Below are 13485 nucleotides of genomic sequence, written 5' to 3'. Positions count from 1 at the left end.
ATTCCTGTTGAGATATGAGTTGACGTGATCTAGCATCACGTCAAATTTATTAGCAGGAGCAAGGCATTGGACGATTACAGCTCAGACGTTGAGACCGAGGGAACCATCGAGGTCGGCGGCACCGCCACGGGCGAGATCGAGGAACCCCGTGACGTCGATTGGTTCGCCACGACCCTCGAGGCGGGCGTCGAATACAGCATCCGGCAGCGGGGCACATTCTCGGACGGCGGCAGTCTCAGAGACCCATTCGTGTTCGTCTTCAACGCTGCCGGCGAGGAAATCGCGAGCCGCGACGATACGTTCGATCTGGAGCCGCAGCTTTACTTCACGCCCGAGACGACCGGGACCTACTACATCGGCGCCGGCGGGTTCGGTGGCGACGTTGGTACCTACACGCTGAGCCTCGAGATCACTCCGCCGGACATTCCGAACTCGGCGGCCACCGAGGCCGAATTGACGTTCGGTGAGCCGTTCTCGTCCGATTTTCGCGATCCCTACGACGCCGACTGGTTCCGCTTCCAGAGCGACGAGGGCGCCGTCTATCGGCTCGAGGTCAGCGTCGAAGACGACGATCAAGCGCTCTTTGTATTCGTCGATCTCCTGGACGGGGATGGGGAGTGGATTGCCGGCACGTGGCTCGACAATGACGCAAACAGTGGGACCTTTGCCGGACCTGTGACCGGCCCGGCATACATCGCGGTCGCCAACGACTATTCGTCCGCCATGGACTATACCGTTACTCTGACACCCGTGACGGACGACCCGAATGACGTGCCGGGCGACGATTCCACCGAAGAGGTGCTCGAGATCGACGTGCCCCGTGACGGCACGTTCGAGCTCAGCGGCGATCGTGATGTTTACGCAGTCATGCTCGAGGGCGGGGAGCCTTACCGCTTCGACCTGACGCCGCCGTCGGGGCAGGACTATCTCAACGCGCAGATCGCAGCGTTCGAGCTGCTCGATCCGTCGGGTGAGCTGGTCGCGACCGCCGGATGGGCCGAGAACCGGGACGGCTACGTGATCGACGGCATCACGCCCCCGTCGGATGGTACCTACTACCTCGCGGTAACCGGATCGTCCCGCACCGGCCTTTTCACACGCGAAGAGGCCTACGGCATAGTGGCGCTGTCGCTCTCACCGATTATCGCGACCGGGACCGAGGATGGCGATGAGATTCGCGGCGGGATCGGAGACGATCAGCTTTTCGGGCTCGGCCGCGGCGACCTGATCGTCGCCTCCGAGGGCGACGACCTGATCGAGGGCGGCGCCGGAAACGACAGCCTTTTCGGGCAGCTCGGCAATGACACGATCCTCGGCGGTACGGGCGACGACGACATCGCCGGCGCCGACGGGCGTGACCTGATCTCGGGCGGCGCCGGCAACGATACCATCGGCGGCGGCGAGGGCCGCGACGTGATCGACGGCGGCGAGGGGAACGACTTCATCGCCGCGGGCAGCTCGGCCGACCTGATCGAGGGCGGTCTCGGCGCGGACAGCCTCATCGGCGGCCGCGGGCGGGACACCGTGCGCGGTGGCGACGGCGACGACGTCATGTCGGGTGGTTTCGCGGATGACGTCCTTCTCGGCGGTGCCGGCAGCGACGAGATCGGCGGCGGTTCCGGCGCCGACGTGATCTATGCCGGGCTCGGGGACGATACCGTGGGCGGCGGCTTCGACGCCGACCTGATCGTCCTCGGCGCGGGCGACGATAGCGGATCGGGCGGGCAAGGCGCCGACACCCTGATCGGTGGCGTGGGGAGCGATGTCCTCGAAGGCGGCTACGGGTCCGACCGGCTGGAGGGCGGTGCCGGCGACGACACGCTGACCGGCGGCGAGAACGGCGACACCTTCGTGTTCGACGCATCGTCCGAAGGCGGGGCGGACGTCGTGACCGACTTCTTCTACGAGGGTGCGGGCGACGGGGACGACTACTACGACTACTATTACTATTACGACACCCTGCCGTTCGACCGGCTGGACATCCACGGCATCGACGGCGCGCAGGACGACCCCGAGGCGGCGCTCGACGCCCTCGATATCTCGGTCACCGACGCGGGCCTTCTGGTCGATTACGGCACCGGAACGGTGCTTTTGCAGGGGGTGACCGATGCCTCGGTCCTCGGGATCGACAACGTGATCTTCGTGTGACAGCCATCGCAGGACGGGGCCGTGGACCGGCCCCGTCCGCTCAGCGGCTCAGCATCCGCATCCCGGCGTCGATTCCGTCGATCGTCATCGGCACCATGCGGTCGTCGAAGATCTGGCGGATCAGGCCGATCGACTGGGTGTAGCCCCAGAACCGCTGCGGCACCGGGTTGATCCAGAGGTGATCGGGCCACTGGGCGCGGGCACGCTCCAGCCAGACCTGCCCGGCCTCCTGGTTCCAGTGTTCGTTGGCGCCGCCGGGGTGCACGATCTCGTAGGGGCTCATCGACGCATCGCCCACGAAGATGCATTTCCAGTCGCTGCCATAGGTCCGCAGGATTTCGGCGGTCGAGGTCTGCGCGTCCCACCGGCGGCGGTTGTCGCGCCACACGCCCTCGTAGAGGCAGTTGTGGAAGTAGAAGTGCTCGAGGTGCTTGAACTCGGCGCGTGCGGCCGAGAACAGCTCTTCCACCACCTTCACGTGGTCGTCCATCGACCCGCCCACGTCGAGAAACAGCAGCACCTTCACCGCGTTGCGCCGCTCGGGGCGCGTCTTGACGTCGAGATAGCCGTGCTCGGCCGTGGCGCGGATGGTGCCCTGCAGGTCAAGCTCGTCCGCCGCCCCGTCGCGGGCCCATTTCCGCAGGCGCTTGAGGGCCACCTTCACATTGCGTGTCCCGATCTCGATCTGGTCGTCGAAATCGCGGAAATCGCGCTTGTCCCAGACTTTGACCGCGCGGCGGTGGCGGCTTTCCTTCTGGCCGATCCGCACGCCTTCGGGATTGTAGCCGTAGGCGCCGAAGGGCGAGGTGCCGGCGGTGCCGATCCACTTGCTGCCGCCCTGATGCCGACTGTCCTGTTCGCGCAGCCGCTCCTGCAGCGTCTCCATCAGCTTGTCGAAGCCGCCGAGCGCCTCGATCTCGGCGCGCTCCTCCTCGCTGAGGTGCTTCTCGGCCATCTTGCGCAGCCAGTCCTCGGGCAGATCCATCGCCTCGATGACGTCCTCGGGTGCGATGTCCTCGAGTCCCTTGAAGCAGTGGGCGAAGGCGCGGTCGAAGCGGTCCACGTGCCGCTCGTCCTTCACCATCGCGGTGCGGGCGAGGTAGTAGAACGCCTCGACGTCGTAGGTCGCGAGGCCCGCGCGCATGGCCTCGAGGAACGTCAGGTATTCCCGGAGCGAGACGGGCACGCCGGCACGGCGGAGAGTGTCGAAGAAGGGCACGAACATGGGAGACGTTCTAGGGCATCGCGTCGGGCTATGGGAGGGGGTGTCCGCGATGCCGCGCCCGGGCCGGTCCGGTTGGGCGTCATGCGCGACTCCGGGGCGCATGACCGCCACGGCAATCCGGGGCGTGAGGCGTTCCCGAACCGATCCGTGTGCCCGAAGCAAAACGTCCGGGCCGGGCGGTTCAAGCCATTGTTTTCTCGACGATGATGGTGGCGATCAGGCCCAGCAGCGCGAAGAGGATGGCGTAGCCTGCCGCGTATTGTGCGATGTCGGCCGCGCGGCCCTTGGCGCGGCGAGCGGAATTGGCGCCCAGAAGGGCGCCCGCGATGGCGCTCAGAAGCACGATCATAGTTGGCCGAGGCCTCCCTTGAGCGGATTGAGTGCGGCGACCTCGCGCAGCTTCGCGCGGACCGCCCAGTCGGCGCCAAACCCGTATCTTGCCCATCCCAGGCTGTCCAGCCGCACCGCCCGTCCCTCGGTGACCTGACCCTCGAGTTCCAGCGCCTCCGCGCGCAGCAGCATGAGCGTCGACAGGAGCGCCGCGTTCTCGTGCTGTGCCGCGGTCTCGAGGTGCGGGGTGAGGCGCGCCAGAGCCGCGTCCGGGCGGTTGTGTGCGATCTCGTAAGCCGCAAGCTGCGAGGCAACGTAGGCGCGGTGCAGCCGGGTCTGCGGCGAGGCGGCGAAGTAGCGGTCGGCCTGAAGGAACGCGTCGTGCGCGCCCTCGGGGTCCTCGGCCTGCAGGATTCGGCCCATGGCGTAGTGCGAGAAGCCGCGCCGGTGATCCTCCCACCCCATGGCAGAGGCGATCTGAAGCGCCCGCAGGCCCGCGCGGCGCCGGGCCTCGGCCCCGGTCTCGGGCCCTAGCGCGGCCTGCACCGCGGCGATCCACGTGCGCGGGGTGGGCGTCAGGCGGGCAGGGGCCACGCGCTCTCCGGCCGGGTTCAGGCGGGCAAGAATGCCGGGCAGCCGGGCCGCCACGTCCTCGCGGGTCATCCCCGAGCGCAGGGCCGGGTCGTAGTAGGTCCGCAGGATCAGCATGTCGTAGCCGGTCAGGACCGTGTGCACGTTGTCGTCGTTGAAGACCGAATCCGGAAGACGGTAGAGGTCGTTCAGCGGGCCGATGGCCTGCGCCATTTCCTCGTGCAGGCAGTCGCGGACCTCCTGCGGACTGGTGTCCGCCGGCACGAAGATCGTCACGCGCTTGCGGACGGCAAGCTGCGACCAGGACACGATCTGAGAGCGGCGCACCGAGAGGTAGTCGCGCAACGACCCGACATTGGGGACCACGAAACAGGCGGCCTGCGGCAGGTGGCGGCGGATCTCGGCGCGCGGCACCGCCTGCACGGTGATCTGTGCCCCCCCGAGGCCGGGGCCCGCGCGCGCGATGTCGAGCCCCGCCTCGCGCCGCATCCGGGCCAGCACCCGGTCGAGATCGCGCTGGAGCGTGCCCGGCGCGGCGCCTTCGACCCGCACGCGGATCGGGGCCTCGAAGCGGGTGAAGACCGACAGGCGGCGACCGGACTCAAGCGCGAAGGTCAGGTCGAGGAAGTCCCGGGCGAGGTCGGCGTTCGACGTGGTCACCGGGTCGGCCCGGGTGGCCGAGAAGCCCTTCATCGCCGGCAATGACGAGGGCTCGGGCGTCAGCGCGGCGCGGCTCGCGGTCTCGGTGACCGGCACCGCTGGCGCACAGGCGGCGAGAAGCAGAGCCAAGGGAAGCGCCAGACGCCGGCTCATGAGCGCTGGTACTTGATGAACGGCGTCAGAACGCCGATCCGGTCGTAAAGCTTGCGCGCGGTCTCGTTGAAGTCCTGCGTCATCCAGTAGACTTGGGCCGCGCCCTGCGTGTCGGCGGCGGCGTAGACCGCCTCGATCAGCGCGCGGCCAACGCCTTTGCCCCGCGTGTCGGGGGCCGCGTAGAGGTCCTGAAGATAGCAGACGTCCTCGATCTTCCATGCGTGGCGGTGAAAGACGAAGTGCACGAGTCCCACGGGCCGGTCGCCGTCGAGGGCGAGAAACCCGCTGTGCGAGCGGGGATCGTCATCGAGCAGGCGGGCGAACGTGGTGGCGTAGACCTCTTCGGGCACCGATGCCTCGTAGAATTCCAGGTAGCCCGTCCACAGGTCGCGCCATGCGGCCTCGTCACCGGCGCGCAGCGGGCGCACCGTCACATCGTTCGCTTGTGCCAAGTCTTTACCTGCTCTTCGTGGAACCGGCGCTTTTCATGAGTATGGGGCGCGTTGCGGTTGCGGCCACTATAGGACAAATCGCGGGCAGCGCGACGGGCCGCAGGCACAAATGCGATCCGCGCAGTGGCGGCGCGCATTGCAAGGTGTTTCGCGTATAAATATCAGTGCTTTAGGCCGTGCGTTTCGGCAACAGGTCCGGCCCGCGGGCCGAGTCCGTCGCCGTCTCAGCGCCCCTGCCGTCGCGCCATGAAGGCGAGGCGTTCGAAGAGGTGTACGTCCTGCTCGTTCTTCAGAAGGGCGCCATGCAGCTTGGGCAGGGCACTTGCCCCGTCGCGCTGCAGGTCGGCGGGATCCATGTCCTCGGCCAGCAGCAGCTTGAGCCAGTCCAGCACCTCGGACGTGGAGGGCTTCTTCTTCAGGCCCGGCGTCTCGCGCACTTCGTAGAACTGCGTCAGCGCCGTGGTCAGAAGCTCCTGCTTGATGCCGGGGTGGTGCACCTCGACGATCTGTCGCAGCGTCTCGGGCTCGGGGAACCGGATGTAGTGGAAGAAGCAGCGGCGCAGGAAGGCGTCGGGCAGCTCCTTCTCGTTGTTCGAGGTGATGATGACGATCGGACGGTGACGCGCGCGGATGGTCTCGCCGGTCTCGTAGACGTGGAACTCCATCCGGTCGAGCTCCTGCAACAGGTCGTTGGGAAACTCGATGTCCGCCTTGTCCACCTCGTCGATCAGAAGGACCACGCGCTCGTCGGCCTCGAAGGCCTGCCAGAGCTTGCCCTTGCGGATGTAGTTGGAGACGTCGTTGACGCGCTCGTCGCCCAGCTGGCTGTCGCGCAGACGGCTGACGGCGTCGTACTCGTAGAGACCCTGCTGCGCCTTGGTGGTGGACTTGATCGACCATTCGATCATCGGCACGTCCAGCGCCTGCGCCACCTGACGGGCCAGTTCGGTCTTGCCGGTGCCGGGTTCGCCCTTCACGAGGAGGGGCCGCTCGAGCGTGACCGCGGCGTTCACCGCCATGGTCAGGTCGTCGGTGGCCACGTAGCTGTCGGTGCCGTCGAAACGCATGCTCTGCCATCCTTTGTCGTGTCCGCCGAAGGCCTAGTCAGCCTCTGCCGGCGATGCAAGCTGAGCCCGCGCGCGCCACCCGCGCAGGCCGGGTGCGGAGCCCGCGCCACCGCGCACGACCGTCTATAGATGGGCCTGCTTTGACACGTGACAATTCGTTGGTGTTCGGTTAAGTGCTGCCCGCAGGGGTGCTTGATATCTGGGGAATTTAATATGGCAGATATCGGCTATCATAGGGGATGCGCCATGAAACCAGAGTCCTTTCTTCCCGACGATTACCGTCCCGCGGAAGATGAACCGTTCATGAACGAGCGTCAGCTCGAGTACTTCCGCCGCAAGCTGATCATGTGGCGGAATGATCTGCTGGCGGACAGTCGGGACACGATCGAGGGATTGCAGGACGGGACCCGCAACATCCCGGACGTGACCGACCGGGCCAGCGAGGAAACCGACCGCGCCATTGAACTCCGGACCCGCGACCGCCAGCGCAAGCTTGTCGCCAAGATCGACAGCGCGTTGCGCCGGATCGAGGAGGGTGAGTTCGGCTATTGCGAGGTGACTGGAGAGCCGATCTCGCTGAAGCGCCTCGACGCGCGGCCGATCGCGACCATGAGCCTCGAGGCGCAGGAGCGTCACGAGCGCCGCGAAAAGGTCCACCGCGACGACTGACACGCCCGACGCGCCGGCGGCGGGCCGGGGCGACGGAAACGGGGACGACAGAACCAAGGCGCCGGGGCGATCGACCCCGGCGCCTTGCGTTTGAGAACAGGCCGCGCGGCCGGACAGGGAGCGAAGGCATGGACGTAGTGATCGTGGGGGCGGGCATCGGTGGGCTGGCTGCCGGTGCGGCGCTGGCCGGGCATGGCCATGCGATCCGTGTGCTCGAGCGTTCGCCCGAGCTGAGAGAGGTGGGCGCCGGCATCCAGGTCTCGCCCAACGGGCTGCGGGTGCTGGAGGCGCTGGGCGTCGCCGGCCGTCTCGACGATGCGCCGCGCGCCCGGGCCGTATCCCTGCGCGAACATCGGCGGGGGGCTGAGGTTCTGCGGCTCGACCTCGCGGCGCGCGGGATGGATGCGGGCTATCGCTTCGTTCACCGCGCGGACCTCGTGGCGGTGCTGGCCGAGGCCGCCCGCGCGGCCGGCGCGGTGATCGAGACCGGCGTGAGCGTCGAGACCGTGGACCCCGCCGAGCCCGCCGCTGCCGTGCTGGCAGACGGCACGCGGATCGAGGCCGATCTCGTGATCGGCGCCGATGGCCTGCACTCGGTCCTGCGACCGGTCCTCAACGGCGCGGCGCCCGCGCGGTTCACCGGGCAGGTGGCGTGGCGCGCGACGGTCCCGAACGTCATCGACCACCCGTCCGAGGCGCGCGTCCAGATGGGACCGGGCCGGCATCTGGTCAGCTATCCCCTGCGGGGCGGTGCGCGCGTGAACCTCGTCGCGGTGGAAGAGCGCAAGGCGTGGACCGCGGAAGGTTGGCAGCACACCGACGATCCCGAGGCCCTGCGCCGCGCCTTCAGGCGGTTCGGAGGCCCCGCCGCGCAGCTTCTGGCCGAGGTCGAGGCACCGGGGCTCTGGGGGCTCTTTCGCCATCCGGTCGCGGCGCACTGGCACAGGAAGGGCGTGGCTCTTCTGGGCGATGCCGCTCATCCGACGCTGCCGTTTCTGGCGCAGGGGGCCAACATGGCGCTCGAGGATGCGTGGGTGCTGGCCCGCGCGCTGGAATTGCCCGGCGGTCTTGGCTCGCGCCTGCACGCCTACCAGACGCGCCGCCGCGCGCGGGTCGAGCGGGTCATCGCGGCGGCTGACGGCAACGCGTGGAAATATCACCTTCGGACGCCGCCGATCCGTTTCGCCGCCCATACCGCACTGCGGATTGCGGGCCGCCTCGCACCCGACCGGATGCTGGGGCAGTTCGACTGGCTCTACGGGCACGACGTGACGGCCTGATTGCACGCGCGGTGTGCATCGCGCCCCCTTTCCACCGCCGCCGTGGGGGGCGACACTGGAACATGCCGTGCCTATCTGTGCGGCAGGAGGACAGATCATGGACGCATCCACCACCGAGCCCGCCGCTGACACCACCCGAGCCGAGCGGTTCGACAGGGCCCCGGAAACCGCCCTGGCCTGGCACCGAGAGGGCAAGGGCGCCGCGCTCGCCACGGTCGTCCAGACCTGGGGCTCCGCGCCGCGCCGGGTCGGGTCGCAGCTGGCGATCTCGGGCGATGCCGAGATCGAGGGCTCGGTTTCGGGCGGCTGCGTCGAGGGCGCGGTGATCGTGGAGGCGCTTGAGGCGATGGAGGAAGGCGCGTCGCGCGAGCTCGAATTCGGGGTCTCGGACGATGATGCCTTCGCCGTGGGCCTGGCCTGCGGCGGCACGATCCGGGTGCTCGTGGAGCCGGTCGGCGCGGCGCTGCCCGAGGACATGCTGGCAGAGCTTTGCGAGATCAGGGCCGAGAGGACGCCCGCCGCCTATGTCGTGGATCTGGAAAGCGGCGTGCGCCGCATCGACCGCGACGGTCACGCCGACCGCTTCCGAATGGATCGGTCCGGTTTCGAGGAGGACGGCCGCACCTTCGTCGCGATCCACAATCCGCCGCTGCGGCTGGTGGTGGTGGGCGCGGTCCACATCGCGCAGGCGCTGGTGCCGATGGCGCGGATCGCGGGCTTCGACCCCGTGGTGATCGACCCGCGCGAGACCTTCGGCTCGGCGGCGCGGTTTCCCGGCGAGCGCATTCTGACCGATTGGCCGGACGACGCGGTGGCCGAAGTCGGTCTCGACACGCGCACCGCGCTGGTGCTGCTCACCCACGACCCCAAGCTCGACGACCCTGCGCTGATGCGCGCCCTGCGCTCGGACTGCTTCTACATCGGCGCCCTCGGCTCCACCCGGACCCATGCCAAGCGCGTGGAGCGCCTGGCCGAGGCAGGTTTCTCGGAAGCGGACATCGCGCGCATCCACGGGCCCGTCGGCCTCGATATCGGCGCGTCCGGCCCGGCCGAGATTGCGGTGTCGGTCCTGGCGCAGATGGTCTCGGTCCTGCGGACGGTGCGGTCGTGAAGTTCGGGCCGGTCCCGCTGGCCGAGGCCGAGGGCGCGATCCTTGCCCATTCGGTGCGCCTGAACGGCGGACGTCTCAAGAAGGGCCGGACGCTCGAGGCGGACGACCTCGCGCAACTGGCGGAAGTCGGCGCGACAGAGGTTACCGTGGCGCGGCTCGATCCCGGCGACGTGCACGAGGATGCCGCCGCCCGGCAGCTGGCCGACGCGTTGGTGCCGGATCCCGAAGCCGCCGGGCTCCGCATCGGGCCGGCGGCGACCGGCCGGGTCAACATCTTTGCGACCGGCCCGGGTGTGGTCGATATCGACGCCGAGCGGATCGACGCGGTGAACGCCGTGCATCCGATGATCACCTTGGCGACTCTGCCGCCGTGGCAAAGGGTGGCCGAGCGGACGATGGTCGCCACGGTCAAGATCATCTCCTACGCGGTGCCCGGGGTCGCGCTCGACCGGGCGCTGTCGATGGGCGGGGACGCCATGGGGCGGCAGTCCCCGGTTCTGACCACCGCCGAACTGATCCAGACGCAGGTGCCGGGCGATCCCGAGCCGGGCGAGAAGGGCCAGCGCGCCATCGGCGACCGGCTCGAGCGGCTGGGTGTGACCTTGGCTCCGCCGCACGTCGTCCGGCACGAGGCCGGTCCGCTGGCGCAGGCGCTGGCGGCGTCGGCCGCCGATGCGTTGTTCGTTCTGACGGGTTCGGCCACCTCGGACATCGCCGACGTGGCGCCCGAGGCGGTCCGCATGGCGGGCGGGACCGTGCATCATTACGGGATGCCCGTCGATCCGGGGAACCTTCTGTTCCTCGGCGAGCTGCGCGGGCGCCCGGTGGTGGGCTTGCCCGGCTGTGCGCGATCGCCCGCGCTCAACGGCGCCGACTGGGTGATGGAGCGCATTCTCTGCGGTGTGGAGGTCGGCCCGCGCGACATCGCGCGCATGGGGGTCGGCGGCCTGCTGAAGGAAGTGCCTCAGCGCGGGCGTCCGCGCGAAGGGTAGGGCACGCGGCCATCAGCGCATCCCGGCACGAAAAAGGGCGCCCGCGGCGCCCTTCGTCGTCTCGTGCACGGTCCCGACACCCCGCCGGGCGTCCCCCGTCACTTGGTCGTCGGCCCGATCATCATGACCATCTGGCGACCTTCCATCTTCGGCATGTTCTCGACCTTGCCGATTTCCTTGACGTCGTCCGCCACGCGCTCGAGCAGGTTGCGGCCAAGGTTCTGGTGCGCCATCTCGCGTCCGCGGAAGCGGAGCGTCACCTTCACCTTGTCCCCCTTCTCGAGGAACTTGACCACGTTCTTCATCTTCACTTCGTAGTCGTGGCTGTCGGTGTTGGGCCGGAACTTGACTTCCTTGACCTCGATGGTCTTCTGCTTCTTGCGGGCTTCGGCTTCGCGCTTCTGCTGTTCATACTTGAACTTGCCGAAGTCCATGATCTTGCAGACCGGCGGCGTCGCGTTCGGGGAGATCTCGACGAGGTCGAGGCCCGCGGCCTCGGCCAGTTCCATGCCGCGCGAAGGCGCGACTACGCCGATATTCTCGCCTTCGGCGCCGATGAGACGGATTTCTGCAACCCGGATTCGATCGTTGACGCGGGGGCCGGTGTCGCGCGTTGGGGGCGCGTTGTGGGGTCTGCGGGCTATGGCACAGCTCCTATCGTGATTTTTTCTGTCAGGAGCGCAAAATAGACGTGAGAAGCCTTGATTTCAAGCGCCAAAGCCGTGGTCATGGGGCCTGTCTGCCCCCGCGGGGCGCGCCTCGGAGGAGACCTCGATGAAACGACACGGACGGATCGCGACGCTTGTCTGCGCGGGCTGGTTGCTGGCCGCGCTGCCGGGTGCGGCAGAGACCACCGAGCCCGCTGACGAAGCGTCCCGGGATGTCACGCGGGACGCCATCGAGGGGGCCGTCGACGCCGGCCGCGAGAGCGCGCGGGACGGCGCAGTCCCGGCGCGGCCCGCGCCGCCGCTCTCGGCACTGACAGTGAGCGGCTACGACCCCGAGGCGGTCGATCGCCTCATCGCCACGTCCGGTCTGAGTTCGGCCGACCGCGTCGCGCTGCGCGCGGACCGGCCGGATATGGAATCGCCCGCCGACGAGCGCGCGGTCTACCTCGAACGCCTGCGCGCGGCGCTGGGATTGCCGCCGTTGCCCGCGCTCTGACGGTCGATGTCCAACGCGGTTCAGCAAGTGTCACGGGTGAACCAACCAGTTTTTTAATAATTGTGCGATAAAATAAATAAAACGTGCAGGTTTTTAGTTTGTCTACATATTCGGGTCCCGTAACGTCGGCTGGCACGACGGAGATCCCGCACATGAGAACACTTCTTTCCCCCCGGCATAAGGCTGACCCTGTGGTCCTGATCGCGGCCTTCGGCGCGGTGCTGTGCCTGAGCGAGTTGATTTTCGGGTGGGCCGGCGGGGCCGACGGGATTGTCCGTGTCAAAATCACCCATCCCGCCCTGGTACCGTCGAGCGCGGTCTGCCTCACGCTGATCTGCGTCGCGATCCTGCTCAGCCGGATTGCATCGTGGCGGCTGGTCGCGGTGACGCTCCTCGCCACGACGGCGGTTCTTTCCGTCGAAGCCATGATCCAGCATGCTGCAGGCGATCCGATGCTGATCGACACGCTCTTCGTGGACCGTATGCGAGACTACGACGGGATGTCCGCGGTGACAGCCGGTGCGCTGATCCTTCTGGCCGGGTGCAACGTTCTGCTGATGCACGGGCCCCGGCGGCTCGTTAAGCCCCTCGAGACGATCGGATTTCTCGGGGTTTCGGCCGGATGCGCGATCATGCTGGCGCATTCCTTCGACCAGTGGTCGGTCTACTCGATCGCAGTCTTCCGCCAGATGTCGGAACTGGAGACCGTCACGCTGGCCGCGCTTTTCGGGGCGTTGGCCCTGCGCGCCCGGATGCCGCGCGGCAGGATCGGATCAGTCCAGGAACGCCTTTTCGACCACGTAATGCTTGGGGTCGGAGTTCGCGCCTTCCTCGAGCCCGTAGCCTTCCAGCAGCTCCTTGATCTCGAGGTTGAAGGCGAGGTTTCCGCAAACCATCGCACGGTCCGTCTCGGGCGAAAGCTGCGGCACGCCCAAGTCCTCGAACACCTGCCCCGAGCGCATCAGGTCGGTGATCCGGCCCATCTTGGGGCTCTCCTCGCGCGTGGTGGTCGGGTAGTAGCGCAGCTTCTTGAGGTTGTCGGCGCCCAGAAGCTCGACCAGCAGCTCGTCCTCCGGGATCGACTTGATCAGCTCGGCGCCGTAAGCCAGCTCGCCCACCTCGCGGCAGGTGTGGGTGAGGACGATCTCGTCGTAATCCTCGTAGGTCTGCGGGTCGCGCAGCAGCGAGGCGAAGGGGGCGATCCCGGTGCCGGTGGCGAACAGCCACAGCCGCTTGCCCGGCAGCAGCGCGTCATGGACCAGCGTGCCCACGGGCTTCGGCCGCAGGATGATCTCGTCGCCTTCCTCGATGTGCTGGAGGCGCGAGGTCAGCGGGCCGTCCTGAACCTTGATCGAGTAGAATTCCAGCTCGTCATCCCAGGACGGCGAGGCGATGGAATAGGCGCGCAATAGCGGCTTCTGCTTGCCGGTCTTGGGATCCGGCTCGCCCATCAGGCCGATCATCACGAACTCGCCCGAGCGGAAGCGCATGGACGCCGGACGGGTCACGCGGAACGAGAACAGCTTGTCCGTCCAGTGGGTGACGGAGGTCACGGTCTGGGCGTCGGGCAGTGTCTTTACCGGTTTGGCCTGGGCGTCGGTCACGGGGCGTTGCTCTGTCATACTCGGGTCCTTCGTCGGGCG

14 protein-coding genes are annotated in these 13485 nt (G+C 67.9%); 6 read left to right on the top strand and 8 right to left on the bottom strand.

Annotation, left to right across the window (positions count from 1 at the left end):
- Positions 1 to 66 precede the first annotated feature (66 nt).
- Entirely contained in the window at positions 67 to 2148 is a 2082-nt protein-coding gene (locus BMX29_RS09195; protein WP_092812131.1) for a calcium-binding protein, read from the top strand.
- A gap of 40 nt (positions 2149 to 2188) precedes the next feature.
- Here the strand turns inward: BMX29_RS09195 and BMX29_RS09190 are convergent, their stop codons facing one another.
- From BMX29_RS09190 to BMX29_RS09170, 5 genes are all read right to left on the bottom strand, one after another.
- A complete protein-coding gene (locus BMX29_RS09190; protein WP_092812129.1) occupies positions 2189 to 3373 on the bottom strand; it encodes a vWA domain-containing protein in 1185 nt (394 codons plus the stop codon).
- Positions 3374 to 3554: 181 nt separating this feature from the next.
- On the bottom strand, positions 3555 to 3722 hold the full coding sequence (locus BMX29_RS09185) for a hypothetical protein (RefSeq protein WP_043844589.1): 168 nt from the start codon (positions 3720 to 3722) through the stop codon (positions 3555 to 3557).
- Positions 3719 to 5107 carry a DUF2927 domain-containing protein gene (locus tag BMX29_RS09180; RefSeq protein ID WP_092812126.1) on the bottom strand — a complete coding sequence of 463 codons (1389 nt, stop codon included), beginning with the start codon at positions 5105 to 5107 and terminating at the stop codon, positions 3719 to 3721. Before BMX29_RS09180 ends, BMX29_RS09185 begins: the two co-directional genes overlap by 4 nt.
- Positions 5104 to 5559 carry a GNAT family N-acetyltransferase gene (locus BMX29_RS09175; protein ID WP_092812124.1) on the bottom strand — a complete coding sequence of 152 codons (456 nt, stop codon included), beginning with the start codon at positions 5557 to 5559 and terminating at the stop codon, positions 5104 to 5106. Before BMX29_RS09175 ends, BMX29_RS09180 begins: the two co-directional genes overlap by 4 nt.
- 224 nt (positions 5560 to 5783) lie before the next feature.
- The gene (locus tag BMX29_RS09170; RefSeq protein WP_043844586.1) at positions 5784 to 6626 is read right to left on the bottom strand and encodes an AAA family ATPase; all 843 of its coding nucleotides are present in this window, start codon (positions 6624 to 6626) and stop codon (positions 5784 to 5786) included.
- A 246-nt stretch (positions 6627 to 6872) separates the two neighbouring features.
- Here BMX29_RS09170 and dksA point away from each other — a divergent pair, with 246 nt between their 5' ends.
- The 4 genes from dksA (at position 6873) to BMX29_RS09150 (ending at position 10678) form a co-directional block, all read left to right on the top strand.
- Positions 6873 to 7295, top strand: a complete 423-nt coding sequence (dksA, locus tag BMX29_RS09165) for an RNA polymerase-binding protein DksA (protein WP_043844585.1) — start codon at positions 6873 to 6875, stop codon at positions 7293 to 7295.
- Positions 7296 to 7423: 128 nt separating this feature from the next.
- The gene (locus tag BMX29_RS09160; protein WP_092812122.1) at positions 7424 to 8575 is read left to right on the top strand and encodes an FAD-dependent monooxygenase; all 1152 of its coding nucleotides are present in this window, start codon (positions 7424 to 7426) and stop codon (positions 8573 to 8575) included.
- Between the two features lie 97 nt (positions 8576 to 8672).
- Positions 8673 to 9686 (top strand): XdhC family protein, encoded by a 1014-nt coding sequence (locus BMX29_RS09155; protein WP_092812120.1) that lies wholly within the window; start codon positions 8673 to 8675, stop codon positions 9684 to 9686.
- Positions 9683 to 10678: a molybdopterin-binding protein gene (locus BMX29_RS09150; RefSeq protein ID WP_092812118.1), complete on the top strand. Its 996-nt coding sequence runs from the start codon at positions 9683 to 9685 to the stop codon at positions 10676 to 10678. Before BMX29_RS09155 ends, BMX29_RS09150 begins: the two co-directional genes overlap by 4 nt.
- Before the next feature lie 98 nt (positions 10679 to 10776).
- On the opposite strand, the gene infC is transcribed toward BMX29_RS09150, so the two are convergent.
- Entirely contained in the window at positions 10777 to 11322 is a 546-nt protein-coding gene (gene infC / locus BMX29_RS09145; protein WP_043844582.1) for a translation initiation factor IF-3, read from the bottom strand.
- A 130-nt stretch (positions 11323 to 11452) separates the two neighbouring features.
- Here infC and BMX29_RS09140 point away from each other — a divergent pair, with 130 nt between their 5' ends.
- Positions 11453 to 11842, top strand: a complete 390-nt coding sequence (locus BMX29_RS09140) for a hypothetical protein (protein WP_092812116.1) — start codon at positions 11453 to 11455, stop codon at positions 11840 to 11842.
- Positions 11843 to 11895: 53 nt separating this feature from the next.
- Here BMX29_RS09140 and BMX29_RS18795 read toward each other — a convergent pair whose 3' ends face one another.
- Both BMX29_RS18795 and BMX29_RS09135 read right to left on the bottom strand, forming a co-directional pair.
- A complete protein-coding gene (locus tag BMX29_RS18795; protein ID WP_139196971.1) occupies positions 11896 to 12486 on the bottom strand; it encodes a hypothetical protein in 591 nt (196 codons plus the stop codon).
- Between the two features lie 129 nt (positions 12487 to 12615).
- The gene (locus BMX29_RS09135) at positions 12616 to 13464 is read right to left on the bottom strand and encodes a ferredoxin--NADP reductase (RefSeq protein WP_092812114.1); all 849 of its coding nucleotides are present in this window, start codon (positions 13462 to 13464) and stop codon (positions 12616 to 12618) included.
- Between the last annotated feature and the right edge of the window lie 21 nt (positions 13465 to 13485).

Origin of the sequence: Roseivivax marinus (genome assembly GCF_900109705.1) — a bacterium.
Taxonomy (GTDB): Bacteria; Pseudomonadota; Alphaproteobacteria; order Rhodobacterales; family Rhodobacteraceae; genus Roseivivax; species Roseivivax marinus.
The sequence above is the reverse complement of the archived record's forward strand: the minus strand, read 5'-3'. Positions and strand labels throughout refer to the sequence as shown.